22 protein-coding genes and 1 tRNA gene are annotated in these 21,240 nt (G+C 64.2%); 9 read left to right on the plus strand and 14 right to left on the minus strand.

What is annotated here, in order from left to right; translation table 11 throughout:
- Positions 1-52 precede the first annotated feature (52 nt).
- From P0652_RS01350 to P0652_RS01370, 5 genes are all read right to left on the minus strand, one after another.
- The gene (locus tag P0652_RS01350) at positions 53-1,129 is read right to left on the minus strand and encodes a DNA polymerase III subunit delta' (RefSeq protein ID WP_284176953.1); all 1,077 of its coding nucleotides are present in this window, start codon (positions 1,127-1,129) and stop codon (positions 53-55) included.
- The gene (tmk, locus tag P0652_RS01355; protein WP_284176954.1) at positions 1,129-1,773 is read right to left on the minus strand and encodes a dTMP kinase; all 645 of its coding nucleotides are present in this window, start codon (positions 1,771-1,773) and stop codon (positions 1,129-1,131) included. Before tmk ends, P0652_RS01350 begins: the two co-directional genes overlap by 1 nt.
- On the minus strand, positions 1,770-3,050 hold the full coding sequence (locus P0652_RS01360; RefSeq protein WP_284176955.1) for a D-alanyl-D-alanine carboxypeptidase family protein: 1,281 nt from the start codon (positions 3,048-3,050) through the stop codon (positions 1,770-1,772). The genes tmk and P0652_RS01360 overlap by 4 nt, the downstream gene beginning before the upstream one ends.
- An 81-nt stretch (positions 3,051-3,131) precedes the next feature.
- On the minus strand, positions 3,132-4,241 hold the full coding sequence (locus tag P0652_RS01365; RefSeq protein ID WP_284176956.1) for a septal ring lytic transglycosylase RlpA family protein: 1,110 nt from the start codon (positions 4,239-4,241) through the stop codon (positions 3,132-3,134).
- Between the two features lie 151 nt (positions 4,242-4,392).
- A complete protein-coding gene (locus P0652_RS01370; protein WP_284176957.1) occupies positions 4,393-4,782 on the minus strand; it encodes a hypothetical protein in 390 nt (129 codons plus the stop codon).
- A gap of 167 nt (positions 4,783-4,949) precedes the next feature.
- On the opposite strand from P0652_RS01370, the gene P0652_RS01375 reads away from it, so the two are divergent.
- A tRNA-Ser gene (locus tag P0652_RS01375) sits at positions 4,950-5,039 on the plus strand.
- A complete protein-coding gene (locus P0652_RS01380) occupies positions 4,999-5,373 on the plus strand; it encodes a hypothetical protein (protein WP_284176958.1) in 375 nt (124 codons plus the stop codon). Before P0652_RS01375 ends, P0652_RS01380 begins: the two co-directional genes overlap by 41 nt.
- Before the next feature lie 140 nt (positions 5,374-5,513).
- Here the strand turns inward: P0652_RS01380 and P0652_RS01385 are convergent, their stop codons facing one another.
- The 5 genes from P0652_RS01385 to P0652_RS01405 form a co-directional block, all read right to left on the minus strand.
- A complete protein-coding gene (locus P0652_RS01385) occupies positions 5,514-5,852 on the minus strand; it encodes a hypothetical protein (RefSeq protein ID WP_284176959.1) in 339 nt (112 codons plus the stop codon).
- A 154-nt stretch (positions 5,853-6,006) separates the two neighbouring features.
- Positions 6,007-7,806 carry a cation:proton antiporter domain-containing protein gene (locus tag P0652_RS01390; protein WP_284176960.1) on the minus strand — a complete coding sequence of 600 codons (1,800 nt, stop codon included), beginning with the start codon at positions 7,804-7,806 and terminating at the stop codon, positions 6,007-6,009.
- A 70-nt stretch (positions 7,807-7,876) separates the two neighbouring features.
- Positions 7,877-8,749, minus strand: coding sequence for an ABC transporter permease (locus P0652_RS01395; protein ID WP_349774957.1), 873 nt, complete (start codon positions 8,747-8,749; stop codon positions 7,877-7,879).
- A gap of 11 nt (positions 8,750-8,760) precedes the next feature.
- Positions 8,761-9,564 carry an ABC transporter ATP-binding protein gene (locus P0652_RS01400; protein WP_284176961.1) on the minus strand — a complete coding sequence of 268 codons (804 nt, stop codon included), beginning with the start codon at positions 9,562-9,564 and terminating at the stop codon, positions 8,761-8,763.
- A gap of 11 nt (positions 9,565-9,575) precedes the next feature.
- Complete coding sequence (locus tag P0652_RS01405) at positions 9,576-10,595, minus strand: ABC transporter substrate-binding protein (RefSeq protein ID WP_284176962.1); 1,020 nt, start codon at positions 10,593-10,595, stop codon at positions 9,576-9,578.
- A 253-nt stretch (positions 10,596-10,848) separates the two neighbouring features.
- Here P0652_RS01405 and P0652_RS01410 point away from each other — a divergent pair, with 253 nt between their 5' ends.
- The 4 genes from P0652_RS01410 to P0652_RS01425 all read left to right on the plus strand — a co-directional run bounded on the left by P0652_RS01410 (position 10,849) and on the right by P0652_RS01425 (position 14,027).
- The gene (locus P0652_RS01410; protein WP_284176963.1) at positions 10,849-12,237 is read left to right on the plus strand and encodes an FAD-binding oxidoreductase; all 1,389 of its coding nucleotides are present in this window, start codon (positions 10,849-10,851) and stop codon (positions 12,235-12,237) included.
- The gene (locus P0652_RS01415; protein WP_284176964.1) at positions 12,234-12,821 is read left to right on the plus strand and encodes an NAD(P)H-dependent oxidoreductase; all 588 of its coding nucleotides are present in this window, start codon (positions 12,234-12,236) and stop codon (positions 12,819-12,821) included. Before P0652_RS01410 ends, P0652_RS01415 begins: the two co-directional genes overlap by 4 nt.
- Before the next feature lie 79 nt (positions 12,822-12,900).
- Positions 12,901-13,704 carry a creatininase family protein gene (locus P0652_RS01420; RefSeq protein ID WP_349774958.1) on the plus strand — a complete coding sequence of 268 codons (804 nt, stop codon included), beginning with the start codon at positions 12,901-12,903 and terminating at the stop codon, positions 13,702-13,704.
- Positions 13,701-14,027: a low molecular weight protein tyrosine phosphatase family protein gene (locus P0652_RS01425; RefSeq protein WP_284176965.1), complete on the plus strand. Its 327-nt coding sequence runs from the start codon at positions 13,701-13,703 to the stop codon at positions 14,025-14,027. Before P0652_RS01420 ends, P0652_RS01425 begins: the two co-directional genes overlap by 4 nt.
- A gap of 27 nt (positions 14,028-14,054) precedes the next feature.
- Here P0652_RS01425 and P0652_RS01430 read toward each other — a convergent pair whose 3' ends face one another.
- From P0652_RS01430 to P0652_RS01440, 3 genes are read right to left on the minus strand one after another with little or no spacing between them, the layout of a single operon-like run.
- A complete protein-coding gene (locus P0652_RS01430; RefSeq protein ID WP_284176966.1) occupies positions 14,055-14,645 on the minus strand; it encodes an NAD(P)H-dependent oxidoreductase in 591 nt (196 codons plus the stop codon).
- An 8-nt stretch (positions 14,646-14,653) separates the two neighbouring features.
- Positions 14,654-16,066 carry an FAD-binding oxidoreductase gene (locus P0652_RS01435; protein ID WP_284176967.1) on the minus strand — a complete coding sequence of 471 codons (1,413 nt, stop codon included), beginning with the start codon at positions 16,064-16,066 and terminating at the stop codon, positions 14,654-14,656.
- A gap of 21 nt (positions 16,067-16,087) precedes the next feature.
- Positions 16,088-17,416: a cytosine deaminase gene (locus tag P0652_RS01440; protein WP_284176968.1), complete on the minus strand. Its 1,329-nt coding sequence runs from the start codon at positions 17,414-17,416 to the stop codon at positions 16,088-16,090.
- Between the two features lie 565 nt (positions 17,417-17,981).
- Here P0652_RS01440 and P0652_RS01445 point away from each other — a divergent pair.
- Genes P0652_RS01445 through P0652_RS01455 form a run of 3 tightly spaced genes read left to right on the plus strand, consistent with a single transcriptional unit; the run spans position 17,982 to position 20,631 of the window.
- Positions 17,982-18,368, plus strand: a complete 387-nt coding sequence (locus P0652_RS01445; RefSeq protein WP_284176969.1) for a RidA family protein — start codon at positions 17,982-17,984, stop codon at positions 18,366-18,368.
- Between the two features lie 14 nt (positions 18,369-18,382).
- Positions 18,383-19,705, plus strand: a complete 1,323-nt coding sequence (rimO, locus tag P0652_RS01450) for a 30S ribosomal protein S12 methylthiotransferase RimO (protein WP_284176970.1) — start codon at positions 18,383-18,385, stop codon at positions 19,703-19,705.
- Positions 19,702-20,631, plus strand: a complete 930-nt coding sequence (locus P0652_RS01455) for a DMT family transporter (RefSeq protein ID WP_284176971.1) — start codon at positions 19,702-19,704, stop codon at positions 20,629-20,631. Before rimO ends, P0652_RS01455 begins: the two co-directional genes overlap by 4 nt.
- A gap of 107 nt (positions 20,632-20,738) precedes the next feature.
- Here the strand turns inward: P0652_RS01455 and P0652_RS01460 are convergent, their stop codons facing one another.
- On the minus strand, positions 20,739-21,161 hold the full coding sequence (locus P0652_RS01460) for an organic hydroperoxide resistance protein (RefSeq protein WP_284176972.1): 423 nt from the start codon (positions 21,159-21,161) through the stop codon (positions 20,739-20,741).
- Positions 21,162-21,240: the final 79 nt, after the last annotated feature.

Consider the following 21,240-nt stretch of genomic DNA (forward strand, 5'->3'; position numbering starts at 1 on the left):
GCGCGACAGGCCATGCCGGAATCGGGCGCGCGGAGCGCCGTTTCTGTCTCTATCAGCGGCCGCGGCCGGAAACCAGCGTCGAAAGCTCGTCAACCAGCGTGATCACGTAGGCGCGGCGGTCGAGGTTAAACGCCTCCATCTGGCCGGCTCCCTCCTGCATCCGGCTCCAGAACTCCGCGAGATCCTGCGCGCGCGCCAGATCGCCCGCGGCAATGGCGGAGCGGATGCGCCCGTGCAACCACCACTCGATCCGCTCCAGCATGTCCGGCAAGGCCTGTTCCGCACCCCGCACCGCCTCGGCCAGCTGGTCGATCTCGCGATGGAGCCGCTTCGGCAGCGCCTGCAGGATGCCGTCGACCAGAACGAGGAAGCTGCGCAGCTTCGGATCGGCCAGCCGCAGGGCCCGCCGGACCGAACCTTCCGCCCAATCGGCCATCGCCGGATCGAGCGAGGCGCCCGGCAGGAGTTCCGGCAGCATGACCGCGAGATCGGCAGCCGGAAGCGGCTGGAACGGCAGCACCCGGCAGCGCGAGCGGATCGTCGGCAGCAGCCGTTCGGGCTGGTGGGAGACCATCAGGAACATCGCGCGCGCCGGAGGTTCCTCCAGCGTCTTGAGGATGGCATTCGCACTCGCGGAATTCAGGTCATCGACCGAGTCGATGATGATGATCCGCCAGCCGCCGAAAGCCGCGGTCTTGGAAAAGAGACCCAGCGCGGCCCGGGTATCCTCGACGCCGATCTCGGCCGGAATCTTCTTTTCCTTGATCTTGTAGCGCCGCTTGAGCACGACGAGATCGGGATGCGCCTCGTTGGCAATGAGCTGCGCCGTCCGGCTCGTTTCCTCCACCGCAAGATCGCGCGGCTCGCCGAACAGGCCCGAGGCACGCTCGCCCTCCGCCAGCAGGAAGCGCGCCGCGCGATAGGCAAAGGTCGCCTTGCCGATGCCCTGTGGCCCTGTCAGCAGGAAGGCATGGTGAAGCGTGCCGGCGCGGTAGAGCGAAAGGAACTCGGCCTCCGCGGCATTGTGGCCGACAAGGCCGAGCATGGCGCGGGGATGTGGCAGTTCCACGGACCGGTCGATCTCCGGATATTCCGGCGGCGGCAGGGCCAGGCGCGGCAGGCGAACCATCAGGCGCCGGCTCCGGCGAGGTCGATCGCAGTATGCGCCACCACCAGCGCGCGGATCGAGGCAGCCACCGCCTCGGCCGGCCTGTCAGCATCGACCACATGAATGCGGTCCGGCTCGCGGCGCGCAAGCGCGAGGAACCGCGCCCGCACGCGGGCATGGAAGGCGAGGTCGGCGCGCTCGAAGGCATCGCCCGCCGTGCCGCGCTGACGCGCCCGGGCAAGGCCGGCTTCCGGAGGCAGGTCGAGGAGGAGCGTCAGGTCCGGCACCAGCCCGGATGTGCCGAGCAGGATCGTCGCCTCCAGTGCATCCTCGGCGACGGCCTCGCCCTGATAGGCGCGGGTCGAATCCGCGAAGCGATCACACAGCACGATCTGTCCCGCCCGCATGGCCGGACGGATCACCCGGCTGACATGATCAAACCGGGCGGCCGCGAAAAGCAGCGCCTGCGTCATCGCTTCCGGCGGGTCGCCGGCATTCAGGAGCAGGCCGCGGATCGCCTCGGCCAGCGGCGTGCCACCGGGCTCGCGCGTGAGGACAACCTCGTGCCCGGCTGCGCGCAGGGTCTCCGCGAGGAAGCGGATCTGCGTCGATTTGCCCGCCCCCTCGCCGCCCTCGAACGTGATGAAGAATCCCGGATCGATCATGGCGCCCGCGTTCCGGTTGAGCCGGTTGTGGCCGGCGCCTGCGCACCGGGCGGCGGCGATTCCGGCTTCTTTCGCCAGCCAAACTGCGCGACAACCCAGCCGATGCCGTTCCGCGCAACCTGCCGCGACACTTCAAGGGCCGCATCCCGGGCACGATCGACAATGCCACCCGGCCCCACCCTTTCGGAGGAGACGAGCGGCGCGGACTGGATCAACCGCCCGTCGATCAGGATTTCCAGCCGTGCGACTTCACGGCCGGCCTCGACCGGCGCTGGCAGCGGCCCGCGATAGACGAGGCGCAGCTGCGTGCCGTCATTCGTGCCACGCAGCAGCGGAAGCCGGACATCCCTGGCGGTCTGGACCGGGACAGCACTCCGCTCGCCACCATAGACCGAGACCTCACCGATCCGCGTGCCTTCCGGAAACAGCGTCCGGATTTCGAAGCGGCGGAAACCCCATTCAAGCATCTTCCGGGCCTCGAGCGCACGTTCCTGCACACTCTCCAGCCCGGCCATGGCAACGATCAGCCGCCGGCCATCCTGCACGGCCGAGCCGATGATCGCCTGCCCCGTCTCCGGCAGGAACCCGGTCGCCAGGCCATCCGCGCCGATTTCCATCGGCAGCAGCGGGTTGCGGTTGACCTGCCGACCGCGCCCGAGCGCGAAATCACGCTGGCCGAAAATCGGATAGAGCTCGGGATAGGTATCGATCAGATGCGTCGCCAGGGTCACGAGATCGCGCAGGGTCACGACCTGCCCTTCGGCGGCATAGCCGGTGGCGTTCTGGAACACCGAGTTCCGCATGCCGAGGCTCTGCGCATAGGCATTCATCAGCTCGACGAATCGCGGCTCCTGCCCGGCAATGCCCTGCGCCAGTGTGATCGCGGCATCATTGGCCCCGCCGACGATCAGGCCGGTGAGCAATTCGCCGACCTTGATCACCCGGTTCGGCGTCAGCAGCATGTTCGGATTGCCGGAAACCGCCCCGCCGCGACGCCAGGCATCGACCGAGACGACCATGTCATCCTCGGGCTTCAGCCGGCCTTCCTTGATCTCGCGGAAGACGATGGCCACCGTCATCAGCTTGGCGAGGCTAGCCGGCGCGATCCGGCGGTCGGCCTCGCGCTCGAACAGCACGGCCCGGCTGGAATGATCGAAGAGTAAGGCCTGTTTCGCGGCAGTTTCGAAGGGTGCAGCACGGTCCTGCGCGGCAAGCGGCGACGCAGCCGCAGCGAGCGCGGCGAGGCCGATCACCCAATTCCGAAAACGCCTGACCATCTGCCCTTGGGGCCTCCCGCCCTCTTAATGCCCAAGCGGCGGGGCAAGGTCAAACCGTGGCAAGGGCTCAGGCGGGGAAAGTCAGCGCGTGCTGCCGCGCGAAGGCTGGAGCGTATCGAACCGGTCGAACTGGCTGAACGGATGCCCGGCACCGAAGCGCGAGAAGCCGCCTTCCATAGCGGTAAAGGACAGATCGGTCGGCCGGGCGGGCGGCAGCGCCGCGCCACTCGGGCGCTGCGAACCGGCCGCCGGGAGCGAACCCGGAACGACAGGGCTCGCCGCACCGCCGATCGTGTCGAGATCGAACGGACGGGCCGGCGGCAGCGGCGCATCGACAACCGGGGTGAACCGCGTCTGCGTGATGACGGCCGGCTCCTGCGGCGCTGCGGCGCGCGTCAGCGGAACAGTACTTTCATCTTGCTGCGAGGTGAAGGACAGGAGCGACGAATTCCGCTGCGGGCGGGCCGTGGCTACCGGCTCGATCGAGGCCACCATCGTCGTCGATGTCCCGCCGGCCGGCGCCCGGGCCGGGCCATTGGTCGAGAGCGAGGCGATCAGCCTTGTATCATCAGACCCTGCCAGACCGGCCGGGCCGAGATAATCCACCTTCACCCGCGCCGTGCCGATATGGCGGAACTGGAGAAGATTGGCCGTCTTTTCCGAGACGTCGACGACGCGGCCGGCATGATAGGGCCCGCGATCGTTCACACGCACGATGATCGAGTGGTTGTTGTTGAGGTTGGTCACCCGCGCGTAGCTCGGCAGCGGCATGGTCGGGTGCGCTGCCGAAATGGAATTGCGGTCATAAACTTCGCCATTGGCGGTCTTGCGCCCATGGAAGGCAATGCCATACCAGCTGGCAAGACCGGAAACGCTGTAGCCCACCGGCTTCTCGCGCGGGACATAGCGCCTGCCCGCCACCGTGTAGGGTCGGCCGACCTGATAGCGTCCGCCGCCCTTCGGCGCGTCGTCATCCAGGCCCACAACCCGAGGGCTGGCCTTGCCATATTTCGGATGGGAAAACGCCCCGATTTCCTTGGACGTGTGCTGGCGGCCGGGACCGGAAGGCTGGTTCGCGCAATTGGCAGCGAGCAGGGCAAGCGCCGAGACACCCGCAATCCGCATGAAGATCGACGCCGCACGGCCATGGATGCCCGGGCTGTTCGCCCCGCCTTCGTTCCGAACCGGCATATGCCCCCCACCCAAACCGGGAAAGTGAAGAACACCTTCCCCCAGTCACGAGAATGTGAACCGTTGTGGCAACACAAAACCCAGAATAAGGCGGGTTAAAGGCGAGTGGCGCCCGGGTCAAGCATTGCCCCGGGCCAGACTTTCGAAATCGTTAATTCGGCGCCAGCCGGGCCTTGCCGCTCTCGCCATTGTCCCGGCGCCAGATCAGCTGGTTCGCCCCGACACGCTCGAGCGTGAAGCACATGCGCTGGCCCTTGTACCATTCCTGCCATTGCTGGCAGAGCTGGTTGTTGGTGATCCACCAGCGACCCGAATCCTGTGGCTTGAAGAACCGTGCAAGACCGATCGCCTCACCCGAGGCATCCACACGCCCGCCGGGACGGTAGTTCATCGGCAACTCACCGCCCAGCGGCGTCGCCAGATAAACGCGATTCGCGGTGACGGCCTCGCGGATCTGCTCGCCGGTCATCGGACCGCGCTCGTTCGCTGTCGCCATGCCGAATGTCATCAAGCCTGCCAGACAACCCAGTACCAGCCGCATCAACAACCTCCTTGTTGGCCCTGACTCTGTTACGCAGGAGGGCGCGGCAGCGGTTCACCGCTAGGCGGCAATTTTTCGTGCGGCAGGCGCAGCCGGCGCTTCTTTGCCCGAAAATTCCCGCTCGCTCTCTTGCCTCCACCGGCCGAAACGGGCATTTCCTTGCGGATGGATGGGTGGCCGAGTGGTTTAAGGCAGCGGTCTTGAAAACCGCCGTAGGTGCAAGCCTACCGTGAGTTCGAATCTCACCCCATCCGCCAGCATGATTATATAAACCCGACCGGCGTTACTAAACGTTTAAAAGATCAGTTCATTTTTGCGATGATCCAAGATTCTAGAAATAAAAAACTCAAAAGAAAAATATGGATTTCCCTGCTTTCATTCACAACAATAATGATAATATCTTGTGTATACATTGAATCATTTGCCTATGGCGACGCCGAAAGCGGAATTAATTCAATTTATCTTGCGATTTCACAAAAATATCCGATCATTCTCTATGTCACGGTGTCGGCGCACCTTACACTGCCCATAACTGCAATGCTCCTTATATTGACCATCTTCGGCAAGAAACCGAAGAGGAAAGCGCAGTAAATACAAAAGGATGCCAGTGAATTAATCCGCACAAGCAAGTCGGCATCCTGCCTTATCCCGCCATTTAGGCCTTCGCCTTGATGCCGGGTGCGGGGACCCGGCCGCTTTCCGGCACCATTCGCCCGGCACTTTGCCTGATCCTACCGCCCGGCAAAGGCCACGATGGCGTAGAGGGCTGTCCAGAGATTCGCGTAACACCCGATCAGGATGGCGCGCATGGAGCGGCCGGCAGCGAACCGGGCCTTGGCTGCGGCTGTCAGAAGCAGCCAGAAAACGGCGGCCGCGGGGGCAACCCCCCAGAATCCCGTTGCGAAAAGGACGACATTGGCAGCGGTCAGCACCGCGCTGGCAGGCTCCCCGAGCAAGGCCATGCCCGGAAAGGCCGACAGGAAGGGCCAGAAGACGAGTGCCGGCAGGATGATGGCCCACCCGATGATGCGGTAAATGTCGCGGCGAAGAGTCCCGTCCGAAGCAGCCACTCGATAACCCCTTGTTGCGCTGTGAACCTTTGCTGCGGGGTCTATGGCCGTTCCGATCGGGAAAACCGAGGCGACATAATGTCTGCTACGGCCTAACCGCACAGACGGGGCGTGCCAGCGCGCAGCACATCATGGCGGAACCGGGAGCCGGCCCCTACCCCGCCTTCTCGCTCTTTGCCTTGATGCCGAGCATCGCGCTGCGGCCGGCTTCCTGCGCCGCGCTCTGGATCTCGTGGCGGAATTCGTCGCGCTTTTCGTGGATCGAGGCAATCACCTTGCCGGTGGGGACGCCGAGCCAGGTCAGCGAGGCCTCCGAGAGTTGCAGGCTGGCCTCGATCGTTTCGGGCACGGCATCCGTCACGCCGATGCTGTAAAGATGCTTGGCATGGGACGCATCCCGCGCGCGGGAAATGATCGGGATATCGGGCCGCACCGCCCTGACCCGCTGGACGACGAGATCGATCGTCGCCTGCGTGTGGATGGTGATGATGACGCCCGTCGCCTCGCGAATCCCGCAACTGTCGAGGAAGGCCGGGCTCGACGCGTCACCGTAATAGACATCGACACCGGCGCGGCGGTCGCGCCCCACGGCCCCGGCATCGCTGTCGGTGACAATGAACGGCACCTTGTGCCGCCGCAGCAGCGCGCAGACCACCTGCCCCACCCGGCCATGGCCGACGACAATGGCATGGCTGCCGGGAATGGCGGGCCGGACCTCCAGTTCGGGATCGAGCGGCTTCCGGGCATCGGCCCAGGCATCGATCCGCCGTCCGATTGCGGCAAGACCGGGCAACAGCGCCATGGTCAGCGCGGTAACTGCCAGCCAGAAACTGGCAACGCCCTGCGGCATGACCTGGCCGCTCACGGCCGTATCGATCACGACGAAAGCGAATTCACCGCCTGCGCTCAACAGGAGGGCCGCTTCCAGCGAAACCGGCCAGGACAGCGAGAACAGCCGGCAAAGGAACAGGAGGATAGCCGTCTTGATTGCGATCAACCCGACCACCGCCACCAGCAGCATGACCGGTTCCCGGATGATCTCGCGGATATCGATCGTCATGCCGACGGTGAAGAAGAAGATGCCGAGCAGCAGGCCCTTGAACGGCGCCACGATCCCCTCGATGGCCCGGCGATACTCCGTTTCCGAGAGGAGCAGCCCGGCCACGAAGGCGCCGAGCGCCATGGACAGGCCGGCCGAGGCGGCGACCACGCCGGTCGCCACGATGACGAACAGGATGGTCGCCACGAACAGCTCGTTCGATTGCTGGCTCGCCACCATCCGGAAAAGCGGCCGCAGGAACAATCGTCCCAGGACAACGATCGCGGTCAGCGCCACCGCCGTCTGAAGCAGCGCGAGCCCGATTTTGCCGGAAAGGCTGACACTGCCATCGCTCCCCGTCGCCATGGACACGAAGAGCAGGATCGGCACCACCGCAAGATCCTGCGCAAGCAGCACCGAGAAGGTTGTGCGGCCGAGGCTGGTATTGAGGCGCCCCTGCCCGGACAGAAGTTCGATGACGATGGCCGTGGAGGACAGCGCCAGCGCCATGCCGATCACAAGGGCCGGCGTCGGCCCCGCGCCGAGCATATGTGCAAGCCAGGCAAAGATCGTTGTTGTGAGCAGCACCTGGGAAAGGCCGAGCCCGAGGACGAGCCGGCGCATTTTCGTCAGGCGCTGGAACGACATCTCCAGCCCGATCAGGAACAGCAGGAACACGATGCCGAGATCGGCAATGGCCGAAACGTTCTTCGCATCCACCACTGTCAGCCAGTAAAGGAGCGGAACATCCTTGACGAATGTACCCAGCCCGAGCGGCCCGAGCACCGCACCGGCGCCGAGATAGCCGAGCACCGGTGACACGCCCGACCGGCGCACAAGCGGCACGACGACACCGGCCGTGCCGAGCACGACCAGCGCATCGCTGTAGGCTGCAATATTGACGCTGCCGGCCACCCTGCCCCGCTATTGCTCCCGGTTGACGGGCCTATCCTAGAGATTCGCGTGGGCGCCGATACCCTTCGGCTCAGCTTTCGCGCCGGATCGCGCTTTCGTGCCAGCGATGGAGAAGACGGTGCGACAGGTAGCTCGTGGCGAGGAAGATCGCGATGCCGGAAATCGAGATCATCAGCAAGGCCGCAAACATCCGCGGGATCTTCAGCTGATAACCGCTTTCGAGGATCCGGTAGGCCAGGCCAGACGCCGAGCCGCCGGTCCCGGCCACGAATTCCGCCACCACCGCGCCGATCAGCGCCAGGCCGCCGGAAATCTTCAACCCGCCGAGGAAATAGGGCAAGGCGGCCGGCAGGCGCAGGTAGCGCATCGTCTGCCAGCGGTTGGCGCCATAAAGCTGGAACAAGGCCACCAGGTTGTGGTCCGCCGAATTCAGGCCGAGAATCGTGTTTGACAGGATCGGGAAGAACGCCACCAGCCAGGCGCAGATCAGCAGCGAGAGATTGACATCGCCGACCCAGATGATGATGAGCGGCGCGATCGCGACGACCGGCGTCACCTGCAGGATGACCGCATAGGGCAGCAGCGAGCGTTCCAGCCATTTCGACTGCGTGAAGAGGATCGCCAGCGACACGCCCACCGAGACGGCTGCGATCAGCGCGGCAAAGGTGATCCGGAGGGTCACCCAGAGCGCAATCGACAGGGTCGGCCAGTCGGTGCCGAGCGTTTTGAGGATCTCCATGGGCCCCGGCAGAATATAGGCCGGGATGCCGCGATACCGGACGATGCCCTCCCACAGACCGAGGAAGATCGCGCCCATCACCAGCGGCGCGATGATGCCCGGCCAGCGGCTCTTCGGAATGCCGAGGAACCGCTCCTCAACCGCGAAAACCGGCGTGGCATCCTGGTCGGTGCCTCTTGCAGAGGCCGGATTGGGCTCGCTCATGGAAACTCCCCTCATGCCTCGATGGCAGCCTTGAGCGCCTCGGAGCCGAGGCGGCAGAGATGGGCATATTCGGCCGAGGTCCGGAAAAGGTTGTCGCGCGGGAATGGCGCATCCACCTGCAACTCGCTCATGACCCGGCCGGGCCGGGCCGCCATCACGACGATCCGCTGCGAGAGATAGACACTCTCGAAGACCGAATGCGTGACGAACACCGCCGTGAAGCGGTTGCGCTCCCAGACAGCCAGCAGGTCGTCATTGAGCTTGTGCCGCGTGATCTCGTCGAGCGCAGCGAAGGGCTCGTCCATCAACAGGACTTTCGGCTCGGTCACCAGGGCGCGGGCAATAGAGACGCGCATTTTCATTCCGCCCGACAATTCGCGCGGATAGGCCTTCTCGAACCCCTTGAGCCCCACCAGAGCCAGCATGGTCTCGGCGCGCGCGTTGGCTTCGCTTGCCGCCATGTGGCGGAGCCGGAGCGGCAGTGTCACATTGTCCAGCGTCTGCGCCCAGGGCATCAGCGTCGGCTCCTGGAAGACGAAGCCGAGGCTGTGCTCGGCCTTGCCGTAGGCATCGGCCCTGTCCGCCCCCGGCCACTCGATCCGCCCGGCACTCGGCTGGGACAGGTCGGAGATGATGCGCAACAGTGTCGACTTGCCGCAGCCGGAAGGGCCCAGCAGGCTGACGAACTCGCCCGGGAACAGATCGAGATCGACATCCCGCAGGGCAAGCGTCCCGTTGGAGAACTTCTTCGAAAGCTTCCGGATCGAGACGAGCGGGCGTTGACCCGCCCGCCCGTGTAGAGGCGCTTCGGTCACGTCGGATACGCTCAAACGCCGACGCCCTTGTTGATGAATTCCAGGCTGTAGGCCTTCTTGAAGTCGATCCCGGCCGGGAACACGCCCGCGCCGTTCATATCCTTGTAGAAGGTTTCCCAGCGGGCATCGGTCATTGCGCCGACGCCGAGCTTGAGCGCGTCGCCCGACATCACGATGCCGCGCTCGGTCATGACCTTGATCGCATAGGCGATCTTGTCGTCGGTCATGTCCGGGTTGTCCCGCTTGATCAGCGCATTGGCTGCCGCGTTTTCCGGCCCGTTCTTCATATAGGCCGCCCAGCCCTCGAGGCTGGCCGTCACGAAGCGCTGCACGACATCCTTCTTCTCCTTCACCATCTTCTCGGAGATGTTGATCGTCGTGTTGTAATTGGCGAAGCCGGCATCGGCGATGAGATGCACGAGCGGTGTCACGCCGCCTTCCTTCTGGATCGCGAAGGGCTCCGAGGAAAGGAAGCCCTGCTGGCAGACCTTCTTGTCCGCAAGGAACGGCGCCATGTTGAAGGTGTAGGGGCGGATCTGCTCGTCCGAATAGCCGAATTTCGCCTTGAGGAACGGCCAGTACGAAGTGCGGCCGGCAGCACCGACAAGGATCGGCTTGCCCTTCAGCGCAGCGAAATCGTCATTGCCCTGCCCCGGATGACAGATGATGACCTGCGGATCCTTCTGGAAGATCGAGGCGATGCAGAGGAAGGGCAGCTTCTGCTCGACATAGCGGATCGCCTCGAACGAGTTCGACATGATCATGTCGACAGCGCCGCCCAGCAGCAGCTGCGAGGGATTCTGCTGCGGGCCGCCCATGCGGATATTGGCATCGATACCGTATTTCTTGTAGATGCCGTTGGCGACGGCGTAATAGAAGCCGCCATGCTCGGCCTGGGCGCGCCAGTTCGTCTGGTAGCTCACCTTGTCGAGGGTCTGGGCGCTCACGCGTCCGCCGACAACCGGCGTCAGCATGGACCCGCCGATGAGGCCAAGGGCCGCCCTGCGATCGATCCGGAATTTCGACATCATGGAATTCGCCTCCGCTTGTGCTTGTCCGTGCCCTCGGCACGCTCCCCTGAAACCAAGCAACGCCTATGCCGTTTCTTCGCGACATACCGAATGCGCAGCCTGCCCTCGTTTTCAGCATTATGCCGCCAAGCTGTCACGCTGCCTAGGCAGCCGGCAGGCCAAATTTGGCTTGTCACCAGCCTCTGCGGCAATGCGTTGCAGGCTGGTCTGACGATTGCTAGCGTGGGCGCACAGTCTGACCCCGGGGACATCCATGACCGCCGCACTCGCCAAGGCCGACCTATCGGCCGCGCCTGATCTCCCGCCCGCCATCCGGGCCGTCCTCGCCGAGATCGACGGCATCGCCGTCGAGACCGAGGAAAAGGTTGTCCGGAAGCGCAGCCGCGACTTCTTCTGGTACTCGCCCATCCTCAACGAGGAACTGACAGGCAAGAGCGCCGACATCGTCGTCACGCCGAAATCCGAGGCCGAGGTCATCCGCGTCGCCGCCGCCTGTGCCCGGCACCGTGTGCCGCTCACCCCGCGCGCCGGCGCGACCGGCAATTACGGCCAGGCCGTGCCCCTCCAGCGCGGCGTGCTGATGGATATGCAGGCCCTCACGGCCATCGAATGGGTCAAGCCCGGCCATATCCGCGTCGGCGCTGGCGCGAATATGGGCAAGCTCGACGCCGAATTGCGCCCGCAGGGCTGGGAATTGCGCATGCATCCCTCGACCAAGCGCACGGCGACAATCGGCGGCTTCGTTGCCGGCGGCTCGGGCGGCGTCGGCTCCGTCACCTATGGCGGCCTGCGCGAGCCCGGCAACATCCTCGCCGCCCGGATCGTTACGGTCGAGGAAACCCCGCGCGTCATCGAATTGCGCGGCGATGCCGCCCAGAAGATCAACCGGGCCTATGGCACGACCGGCATCATCACCGCGCTCGAAATGCCGCTCGCGCCGGCCTATCCCTGGTTTGACGTGCTGGTGACTGCCCCGGACTACGCCACGCTTCTGGCCATCGGGCAGGACGTGGCCCGCGCGGATGGCGTCATCAAGAAGCTCCTGTCGCCGATCGCCTGGCCCCTGCCCGATTATTTCGGGCAGCTGAAGCCCCATTGTCCGGAAGGCCAGCCGGTCATGGCCTGCATGATCGCCGAATCCTCGCTCGAGAGCTTCCGCGACATTGTCGGCACACGCGGGACGATCACGCTCGAAACGCCGACGCGGGAAGAGGCGGGCAGCACGCCGCTCTACGAATATACCTGGAACCACACCACGCTGCAGATGCTGAAGGCGGATCGCTCCGTCACCTATCTGCAATGCCTGTTCCCGCAGGCGCGCTTCGTCGACAGCATCCTCGAAATGGCCGCTCTCTTCCCGGATGAAATGATCCCGCATTGCGAATTCATCCGCTTCGGTGGCCATCTCACCTGCTCGGCCCTGCCCGTCATCCGCTACACCACGAAAGAGCGCCTCTACGAGATCATCGCCGCGCATGAGGCCAGGGGGGTGATGATCGCCAACCCGCATGTCGTCAGCCTCGAGGATGGCTCGCGCCACAAGCGCGCCGATGCCGACCAGCTGGGCTTCAAGGCCGAGATCGATCCCTATGGCCTGCTCAATCCGGGCAAGATGCGGTCCTATGTGCCGGTGAAGGCGTGAGAATTCTCTATCTCTACTGCCACCCGCTGGCCGAGAGCTTCCATGCTGCCATCCGCGATGCCGCGCTGGAAAGCCTCCGCGCCGCCGGGCATGAGGTCGATCTCTGCGATCTCTATGCCGAGGGCTTCGAGCCGATCCTCACCGCCGAGATGCGGCGGGAATACCACGACGTGACGCTCAACCGGAAAGGCATCGAGAGCTATGTCGAGCGCCTGCACCGCGCCGAGGCGCTGGTTGTCCAGTTCCCGACCTGGTGCTTCGGCTTCCCCGCCATGCTCAAGGGCTTTTTCGACCGGCTCTTCTCGCCGGGGATCACCTTCGACCTGTCCGACCCCGCCCATGTGAAGCCCATGCTCGGCCATATCCGGCAGGTCATCGGCATTTCCACCTACGGCCGGGACCGCTGGCGGGCCTTCGTCGTGGGAGATCCGCCGCGAAAGATGATCACCCGCTATCTGCGCTGGTTCGTTTCGCGCCGCGCGCGCATCCGCTATCTCGCGCTCTACCACATGAATGTCGCCACCGAGGCGCAGCGCAAGGGCTTCATTGCCCGCGTTTCCGCCGAGTTCCGCACCCTGTCCTGACGGTTCTGCTCTTGCGCGGCACACCAACCTGCCCGAACCTCGCTCCCGTTCCCCGGATTCCCTGTCGCCAGAGGCTGCCATGATGACTGACCCCTCCCGCAAGACGCATTGGTTCGACCTGACCGCACGGGATTTCGCTGCCCTCGACAAGGATCGCACCATCGCCGTCCTGCCGATCGCGGCTGTCGAGCAGCACGGGCCGCATCTCTCCGTCGGAACCGATTCCCTGATCGCGCAAGGCATGTGCGATACGGTGGCCACCCGCCTGCCGGAGAGCCTGAGCGTGCTGTTCCTGCCTGTGCAATGCGTCGGCAAGTCGAACGAGCATCTGCGCTCACCGGGCACGATCACCATGAGTGCGGAAACGCTGATCCGCGCCTGGACCGAGATCGGCGAAAGCGTGGCCCGGGCCGGCATCCGCAAACTCGTCATCGTGAATTCGCATGGCGGCAATGTCGAGATTCAGGGCATCGTCGCCCGCGAGTTGCGTGTCCGCTGCCAGATGCTGGTCGCCCAGACCGCCTGGCGCCGCCTCGGCGTGCCGGAGGGCCTCTTCTCGGATATCGAGAACGCCTATGGCATCCATGGCGGCGATTTCGAAACCTCGGTCATGCTGCATTTTGCGGCGGCACGCGTCCGCATGGACAAGGCGGAGGATTTCGTGCCGAATTCCATTCGTTATGCCAAGGAATACAAGCAGTTGCGCGTCACGGGCTTCACGTCGATGGCCTGGATCGCCGAGGATAACCACCCTGAAGGCGTGGCCGGGGAGGCCCATCTCGCCACGGCCGAAAAGGGCGCCCGCGCCGTGGATTTCCAGGTGTCCCGCTTCATCGAGCTGCTGGAGGATGTCGCGCGGTTCCCGCTGGAGCAGCTGGCGTGATGAACCTCCTCTTTGTGTGTTCTGCCAACAGGTTACGAAGCCCGACAGCAGAACAGGTCTTTTCGGGTTGGCCCGGCATCGAAACGGATTCCGCCGGGCTGCTGAACACGGCCGATATCGTGCTCTCCGCGGAGCAGGTGGAATGGGCCGACATCATCTTCGTCATGGAGAAGCGCCACCGCACGAAGCTGTCGCAGAAATTCTCGCGGCATCTCAAGGGCAAGCGGGTGATCTGCCTCGACATCCCCGATGACTATGCCTTCATGCAGCCGGAGCTTGTCGCCGTGCTGGAACGCAAGGTCACGCCCTTCCTGAAGCGCTGAGCGCCGCTGCGAGACAACCGTAGTTTTTCAGCGAAGCCCGCCGAGCACTGCCCTCACCCGATCCAGATGCGCCTTCCGCGCCTCTTCGCCGACCACGTCGATCCGGTGCAGGGCGAGCCAGATCGTCCGGCATTTCGGATGGCACAGAACCCGGATGCCGCTGAGCAGGATCCGTTGCCCGGGCCGCCCCACCAGCCACCACCACCATTTCGGGGATCCGAGGCTGGTGACCACCGCCAGCAGCCGGATATTCTGCATCAGGCCCCGGATCGGCTGGTTGCCCTCCGGCATGGTGAAGGTCTCGTGCGGGATCAGCACCCGCTCCAGCCAGCCTTTCAGCATGGCCGGCTGGGCATACCACCAGGTCGGGTAGACAAAGACCAAGCCCTCCGCCGCCTTCACCCGGTCGAGATGCTCGGCCACCGGTAGCCGGTTCTCGCCACGCGTGTGGTAGCCGGCCCGCTCCGCCTCGCTCATGACCGGGTTGAACCCTTCGGCATAGAGATCGAGCAGGTCGAGCTCATGCCCGGCACCTTGCAAGGCAGCGATCGCCGTGTCGCGCACCGCCTCGGAGAAGCTGCCCTTGCAGGGGTGGCAATAGACGAGAAGTATCTTCATGTGCGATATTAAATCCCAGCTTCAAGGCATTTGAACAAAAAGGTCTTTCCGCTCTTGAAATCATAGCCCGGATCCTCCCAGGCGATCATCTTGCCCGGGTTCAGCAATCCCTGCGGATCTGCCTCGCGCTTGAAGGCAAGCTGCGTCTCGTCCGTCTGCTTCATCCCGCCTTCCTCCAGCGTGTAGCGATGCGGGTTGAAGATCGGCGCCCCCATTTCCTCATGGATGGCCATGATCTCTTCCAGCCGCTCCTCGGTGGTGAATCGCACCAGCGGAAGCCCGAAGCAGGTCACCTTGCCGTCGAACCGGACGAATTCGAGATGGCAGGGCAGCTCGTCGCCGAACCGTGCATGGATCTTCTCGACCAGTTCGACCTGGTTCGGGAAGGGATAGAGCACCTGCAGATAGGTCCAGGCCGGATCCACCCGCAGGGCCCGCAAGGTTGTATGGTTCCAGGAGAGTTCGAAGACAGGCGGCAGGCCCTTTTTCTCGTCCTCGCCGAGCTGGTCGGATTGCATCAGCAATTCCGCTCCCTTGAACCGACGCATGAAGGCCAGCATCGGCTGCAGCGCGAAATCCGCGACCATGACCATGACCACATGCTTCTCGCGCGGCAGGAATTTCCGGTGCCGCATGAACGTATCATGCGGGATCGGTGCGGCAACGACGCCGAGCTCCTTGAGCAGCAGACCATCCTGCTCGCCGAGGAGGTTGGCAAATTCGGTTGCCCGACGCAGATCGTCGAAGCCGATCAGCACATCCACCCAGGGATAGGCGGTCGCCAGCGGCACTTCACATTCCGTGATGATGCCGTTGGTGCCATAGGCATGCGCCACCTTGAGCAGATCATCGCCGGATAATTCGAGAATCCGGGGGCTTGCTTCCATCGTAGCCACCTTGAGGCGGATAATATTGCCGTAATCGCGGAGCCCACCCCACCGGATCGAGCCGACTCCGCCCGATCCGCCCGCAATGAAACCACCAAGTGTCGCGGTGTGGTAGGTTGACGGGTGCAACCGCAGTTCCTGGCCGGACTTCGCCCGCGTTTCGTGGTCGATCTCCGACAGGATCGCACCCGGGCCGGTGACGACCCGGCCTGGCCCGATCGATTGCACGGCCTTCATCGCCGAGAGATCGAGAACGACGCCCCCTGACAACGGCATCGCCTGGCCATAGTTTCCGGTGCCTGTGCCCCGCGGAGTAACGGGAATGCCAAGACGATGGCATTCCGACAACACCACGACCAGTTCGTCCTCGTTGGCTGGCTGGACAATGATGTCCCCGACCACCGAGTCGAGCTGCCGCTTCAGGGGGGGCGAGTACCAGTAGAAGTCTCGGCTCTTCTGCTTGAGGATTGCAGGGTTCTCGTCGATCCGGATGGCGCCCAGCCGGGTCTTGAGGGTGGCGATGTCGTAGCGCATGGCTGGTCCTTTGTCTGACGGTCAGACCGAGAGAGAGTCGAGCTCGGAATAGGCGGGCGGCCTCTCGGCGAGAAGCTTGCCGTTCCGGATGACGCGTCTGTCGGCCTGGGGCCGGCAGAGCCATTCGTTCAGCGTTCGCGCCTCGAACAGGACCAGGTCTGCCGCCTGCCCCTCTGAAAAGATACCCAAACTGTCGAGACGCATCTGCGCTGCCGGTCGCGTGGTGATTGCCTCGAGCCAGGGCCGAGAGGCATGGTCGAAATGCAGGATCCTTGTCGCTTCACGGAAGACCTCGACAGCATCCAGATCACCATAGGCGTAGAAGGGATCGCGCGTGTTGTCGGAAGAAACCATGGTCGAGACACCCGCCGCATCCAGTTCATGCAGGGGCGCCACACCCCGCCAGCGTGGCGTACGGCCCGATTGCCTGTCCTGGAGATAGAGATTGCACATCGGCAAGGAGACCACGTTCAGGCCGGCCTCGCCCAGCTTCCCGATCACCCGGGCGCGATCTCCATCGTCCATCAGGGCCAGCGAGCAGCAATGCCCAGCCAGCGCCCGGCCCGTGAAGCGATGGCGGATCAGCGCATCCGCAATACGCTCGAGGCTTCGAGCATCAGGCGAAGCGCTCTCGTCGACATGGAAATCGAGATCGAACCCCTCTGCCTTTGCCACCTCGATCATACGGTCGAGCGCCGCATCCAGTCTGGCATCGGGCCTCTCGCCGAGGAATGTCACGGCTCCGAGGATGCCGCCAAAACGGCGGATCTGGCGCAGGACGGCCTCGAATTCGTCAGGAACATCAATGACCGACACGATCGGCATGAGGCAGACCGCCTGGAGCTCGATCCGGCCCCGCCACTCGGCACGGACCTCATCGAAAACCGGCCAGGAAATGCCGATCTGCTTGCCGATGGAATCGAGATGGGTGCGGATCGCCCCCGTCCCATGGGCATAGGCGGCCCGCAGCGCGAAGGACATCCGCGCACGGACATCCCCGGCATCCCAACGCGTCTCGCGATCATGCCCCACCGTTTCGCGGGCCCCGAAGAACGTGCCATCCGGGTTGGGCGAGCGGGCAAAGATATGCCCCTTGTCGAGATGCGTATGAATGTCGACAAAAAGCGGCATTGCGAGACGCTGCCCGGCATCGACATGCAGCCGCCCGTCGGCGGGCGCCCGCCCTTCGACAATGCGCGCGATCTTCCCGCCCTGCAGCAACAGGGCATACGCCTTGAGCCGGTCATCCGGCGCCTGCCCTTCCGGCCTGCCGGCATGAACCAGGCGCTCCGGCAAGGACAGGTTGTCGAGCCAGAACTCATCCGCCCTTGGCGGCCATTGAAACGTCACGTCAGCACCCCAGCCCTTGATTGACCTCGCCTGTCTAGCAAAGTCGATTCCAGCGCCTCAGCATATAGCGCATCGACGGATCCAGAGAACGGGTGCATTGGACCGGCCCGTGAAGGCTTGGCCCACCACTCGGCCCAAGGGCCAGTTTCATTCGTTCAAACAGCGCCGAGATCCGACATTTTGCCGGTATCAGGAGAATTCAGCATGTCGGAGCCATCACAACCAGCCTTTGACGGAGCACGGACATGCCAGGGAGCAACTGGCATGAACTGACTTCGACATAGCGTAGCGCGACAACCAGTGCCGGCACCGCAGGAGGTAACGGCACCACCAGCCCGAGCCACCGGACCGTGCCTTCCCGATCCCACAACAGCGCGACAGTGTCAAGGACAAAATTCCCTTTACAGGTATTTTTTCTTATTCTAGGCTTTGCATTGCATCCAGAGCCGCGATCAACTCGCCAACCGTTTCGTCCCGTGGCATGACCCGATCGATCCACCTGACCATGTCTCTCGATGCTCGTCTGATGCGCCGGGAGTGAACCTGCCCAAGCACGGAAGCCGCCATGAACCGCAGCCCTGTCAATCCGCCCTCCATCCGCGAGCCCTTTGCCCGATACAGCCACGGCCTGCTGGTCGAAGCCCCGCAGCGCATGCTCTTCGCCTCGGGGCAGTTGGGGATCGGACCGGATGATACGATCCCTGAGGATGTCGAAGCGCAGGCTGTTCTCTGTTTCGAGAATATCCGGGCCATTCTCGCTGCCGCAGCGATGGATTTCTCGCATGTTGTCCGCTTTACGGGATTTGTCACGGACAGGGCGCATTTTCCCGTTTATGGAGCCGTCAGAAGCCGCTATGTGAGCGGCAACGCCTATGCTTCGACGCTTGTCATCGTCTCCGGCTTCACGCGGCCTGAATTCAAGGTCGAAGTCGAGGTGACAGCCATCGTCTGACCATCCGGATCCCGATGCCCGAAACCGCTGCCCCCAAGATCTCCTTCGTCTCGCTTGGCTGCCCCAAGGCCCTCGTTGACAGCGAGCGCATCATCACGAGGTTGCGGGCAGAGGGCTACGAGCTGACCAAGACGCATGCGGGAGCGGATCTCGTCATCGTCAATACATGTGGCTTTCTCGACAGTGCAAAGGCCGAAAGCCTCGAAGCCATCGGCAAGGGCCTGTCGGAAAACGGCAAGGTCATCGTGACGGGCTGCATGGGCGCGGAGCCGGAGCAGATCCGCGAGACATTTCCGGGCGTTGCGGCGATTACTGGCCCCCAGGCCTATGAAAGCGTCATGCAGGCGGTGCATGATGTCGTGCCGCCGCAGCACAATCCCTTCCTGGATCTCGTCCCCGAACAGGGCATCCGGCTGACGCCCCGCCATTTCGCCTATCTGAAGATTTCGGAAGGCTGCAACAACCGCTGCACCTTCTGCATCATCCCCAAGCTGCGCGGCGATCTCGTCTCCCGCCCGCTGGCCGACGTGATGCGCGAGGCCGAGAAGCTGGTGAAGGCCGGCGTGAAGGAAATCCTGGTGATCAGCCAGGATACCAGCGCCTATGGAATCGACCTGAAATATGCGCCAAGTCTCTGGCAGGACACGGAATATCGGACCCGTTTTCTCGACTTGGCCAAGGCGCTCTCGACGCTCGGCGTCTGGGTGCGGATGCACTATGTCTATCCCTATCCGCATGTCGACGAGGTGATCCCGCTGATGGCGGAGGGGCTGATCCTGCCGTATCTCGACATTCCCTTCCAGCATTCCGCTCCGAATGTCCTGAAGGCGATGCGACGGCCGGCGCATCAGGAAAAGACATTGGCGCGCATCGAGAAATGGCGCGAGATCTGCCCGGACCTGGCCATCCGCTCGACCTTCATCGTCGGTTTCCCAGGTGAGACCGAGGAGGATTTCGAGGATCTGCTGGCCTTCCTGTCCAAAGCAAAGCTCGAACGGGTGGGTGCGTTCAAATACGAACCGGTTCGGGGGGCCACGGCCAATGATCTGGGCCTTCCCATGATCGAACCGGAGGTTCAGCAGCGGCGCTATGACCGGTTCATGGCCCATCAGCAGCCGATTTCGGCGAAGTTGCTGCAGCGTCGTGTCGGCAAGCGGATCAAGGTGATCATCGACGAGGTCGGCCCCAGTGTTGCGCGCGGTCGCTCGCAATGGGACGCGCCGGATATCGATGGCGCCGTCTACGTTTCGGCGCGTCGGCCGCTCCGCGCCGGCGAGATTGTGACGGTGAAGATCGAGCGTGCCGATGCCTATGACCTGCACGGGGTCGCGACGTGACAGAGGGCCGCGGGGCGGGCGATGCCACCCGCCTGCGTCCGGAATGGGTGCTTCTGGCCCTTCTCACCGCAGGCTTTTTCTGGGGTCTCGGCTTCCCGCTCATGAAAATGGTCAGCGCGGATTTCTCCGCCGTGGCACTCGCCTCGCTGCGCGGGTTGCTCGGCGGCTCCACGCTCATGCTGTGGTTCTTTCTGATGCGGCAGGGCATCCTGCCACGCAGCCGTCAGGAAACGATCGACTGGCTGGTCCTGGGCGCGCTGAACGGCTGGATCCCGAATGTCCTGACCGCCTTTGCCACGCAATCCCTGCCGGGCGGACAGGCGGCGATGATCCAGGCCTGCGGCCCGCTGATCACGGCGCTGATGGCGAGCCGGATGTTTTCCGACGAAAGGCTGACACCGTGGCGCCTGGCCGGCATCCTGATCGGCTTCGCAGGGGTCGGGTTGCTCATCGGCCCTCGGCTCGCCGGCAGCGGCGGTACGCCAGCAGCCGCGCTGGCGATGCTCGGTGTGGCCTGCTGCTATGCCTCCGGGAATGTCTATGTCCGCCGTTTGCCCGTAGCGGATCCGCGTAGACTGGCGCTTGGCCAGCAGGTCATCTCCGGCATCGCCGCCACGCTGATCGCGATGGTCCTGGTGGGGCCTTCGGGCTACGCGCCCTTCACGCAGCACGCGGCCCCTGTTCTCGCGCTCGGCATTCTCTGCACCGCCGTGCCGATCGTCATCTTCATGTTCATCCTGCGCGCCGCGGGCCCCACAAAGGCGGCCCTGACCGGCTATGTCATGCCGGTCTGGGCGGTGACCCTGTCGGCGTTGCTGCTGGGCGAGGCGATCGGCCTGCGCGAGGCCGTGGCCGGGATCGTCATTCTCGCCGGCGTGTGGATCGTGGCCCGGGCGCGCACCGCGAATCGCCGGTCCGCTGGCTGACCGGGCCAATCCGACGGCTTCTGCGCCTGCATGGCAGGCCGGCCGGGCCCCGGGTGATACCGTCTGGCGGCACCCGGGCAGGCCCGATCCGGCCCGGCCAGCAGAGGTCAGACGATGCTGAGGCGCACGTCGAGACTGCCCTTGGTGGCGTGGCTGTAGGGGCAGACGACATGCGCCTTGGCGACAAGGTCTTCCGCGACGGCGCGCTCGACCCCCGGGATCGCAACGGCCAGCCCCACATCGATGCCGAAGCCCTGCCCGTCATCCCTTGGGCCGATACCGACAGTGGCGGTCACTGCGGTGTCCGGCGAGATTGCGACCTTTTCTTTCCCGGCGACGAATTTCAACGCACCGAGAAAGCAGGCGGAATAGCCCGCCGCGAAAAGCTGCTCCGGATTCGTGCCCGGCGCGCCATCGCCACCAAGCGCCTTCGGCGTGGTCAGCGTCACAGCCAGAGCGCCATCTTCGCTGCGGGCAGACCCGGAACGACCGCCGGTTGCAGTGGCGCGGGTGGTGTAGAGGATGTTCATGGATGATCTCCTGGGTTGATGATCCGGGTGTAGCGGATATTTAAATTGTGCACAATCTAATTGAGCGCAATTGACTTCA

The organism is Rhabdaerophilum sp. SD176 (genome assembly GCF_030143245.1).
GTDB lineage: Bacteria > Pseudomonadota > Alphaproteobacteria > Rhizobiales > Beijerinckiaceae > Rhabdaerophilum.

Excerpts from the sequence above, each read along its gene's own strand:
- P0652_RS01350 (WP_284176953.1), bottom strand. The coding sequence starts at position 1,129 with ATGGTTCGCCTGCCGCGCCTGGCCCTGCCGCCGCCGGAATATCCGGAG.
- tmk (WP_284176954.1), bottom strand. The coding sequence starts at position 1,773 with ATGATCGATCCGGGATTCTTCATCACGTTCGAGGGCGGCGAGGGGGCG.
- P0652_RS01360 (WP_284176955.1), bottom strand. The coding sequence starts at position 3,050 with ATGGTCAGGCGTTTTCGGAATTGGGTGATCGGCCTCGCCGCGCTCGCT.
- P0652_RS01365 (WP_284176956.1), bottom strand. The coding sequence starts at position 4,241 with ATGCCGGTTCGGAACGAAGGCGGGGCGAACAGCCCGGGCATCCATGGC.
- P0652_RS01370 (WP_284176957.1), bottom strand. The coding sequence starts at position 4,782 with ATGCGGCTGGTACTGGGTTGTCTGGCAGGCTTGATGACATTCGGCATG.
- P0652_RS01395 (WP_349774957.1), bottom strand. The coding sequence starts at position 8,749 with ATGAGCGAGCCCAATCCGGCCTCTGCAAGAGGCACCGACCAGGATGCC.
- P0652_RS01405 (WP_284176962.1), bottom strand. The coding sequence starts at position 10,595 with ATGATGTCGAAATTCCGGATCGATCGCAGGGCGGCCCTTGGCCTCATC.
- P0652_RS01410 (WP_284176963.1), top strand. The coding sequence starts at position 10,849 with ATGACCGCCGCACTCGCCAAGGCCGACCTATCGGCCGCGCCTGATCTC.
- P0652_RS01420 (WP_349774958.1), top strand. The coding sequence starts at position 12,901 with ATGATGACTGACCCCTCCCGCAAGACGCATTGGTTCGACCTGACCGCA.
- P0652_RS01430 (WP_284176966.1), bottom strand. The coding sequence starts at position 14,645 with ATGAAGATACTTCTCGTCTATTGCCACCCCTGCAAGGGCAGCTTCTCC.
- P0652_RS01435 (WP_284176967.1), bottom strand. The coding sequence starts at position 16,066 with ATGCGCTACGACATCGCCACCCTCAAGACCCGGCTGGGCGCCATCCGG.
- P0652_RS01445 (WP_284176969.1), top strand. The coding sequence starts at position 17,982 with ATGAACCGCAGCCCTGTCAATCCGCCCTCCATCCGCGAGCCCTTTGCC.
- rimO (WP_284176970.1), top strand. The coding sequence starts at position 18,383 with ATGCCCGAAACCGCTGCCCCCAAGATCTCCTTCGTCTCGCTTGGCTGC.
- P0652_RS01460 (WP_284176972.1), bottom strand. The coding sequence starts at position 21,161 with ATGAACATCCTCTACACCACCCGCGCCACTGCAACCGGCGGTCGTTCC.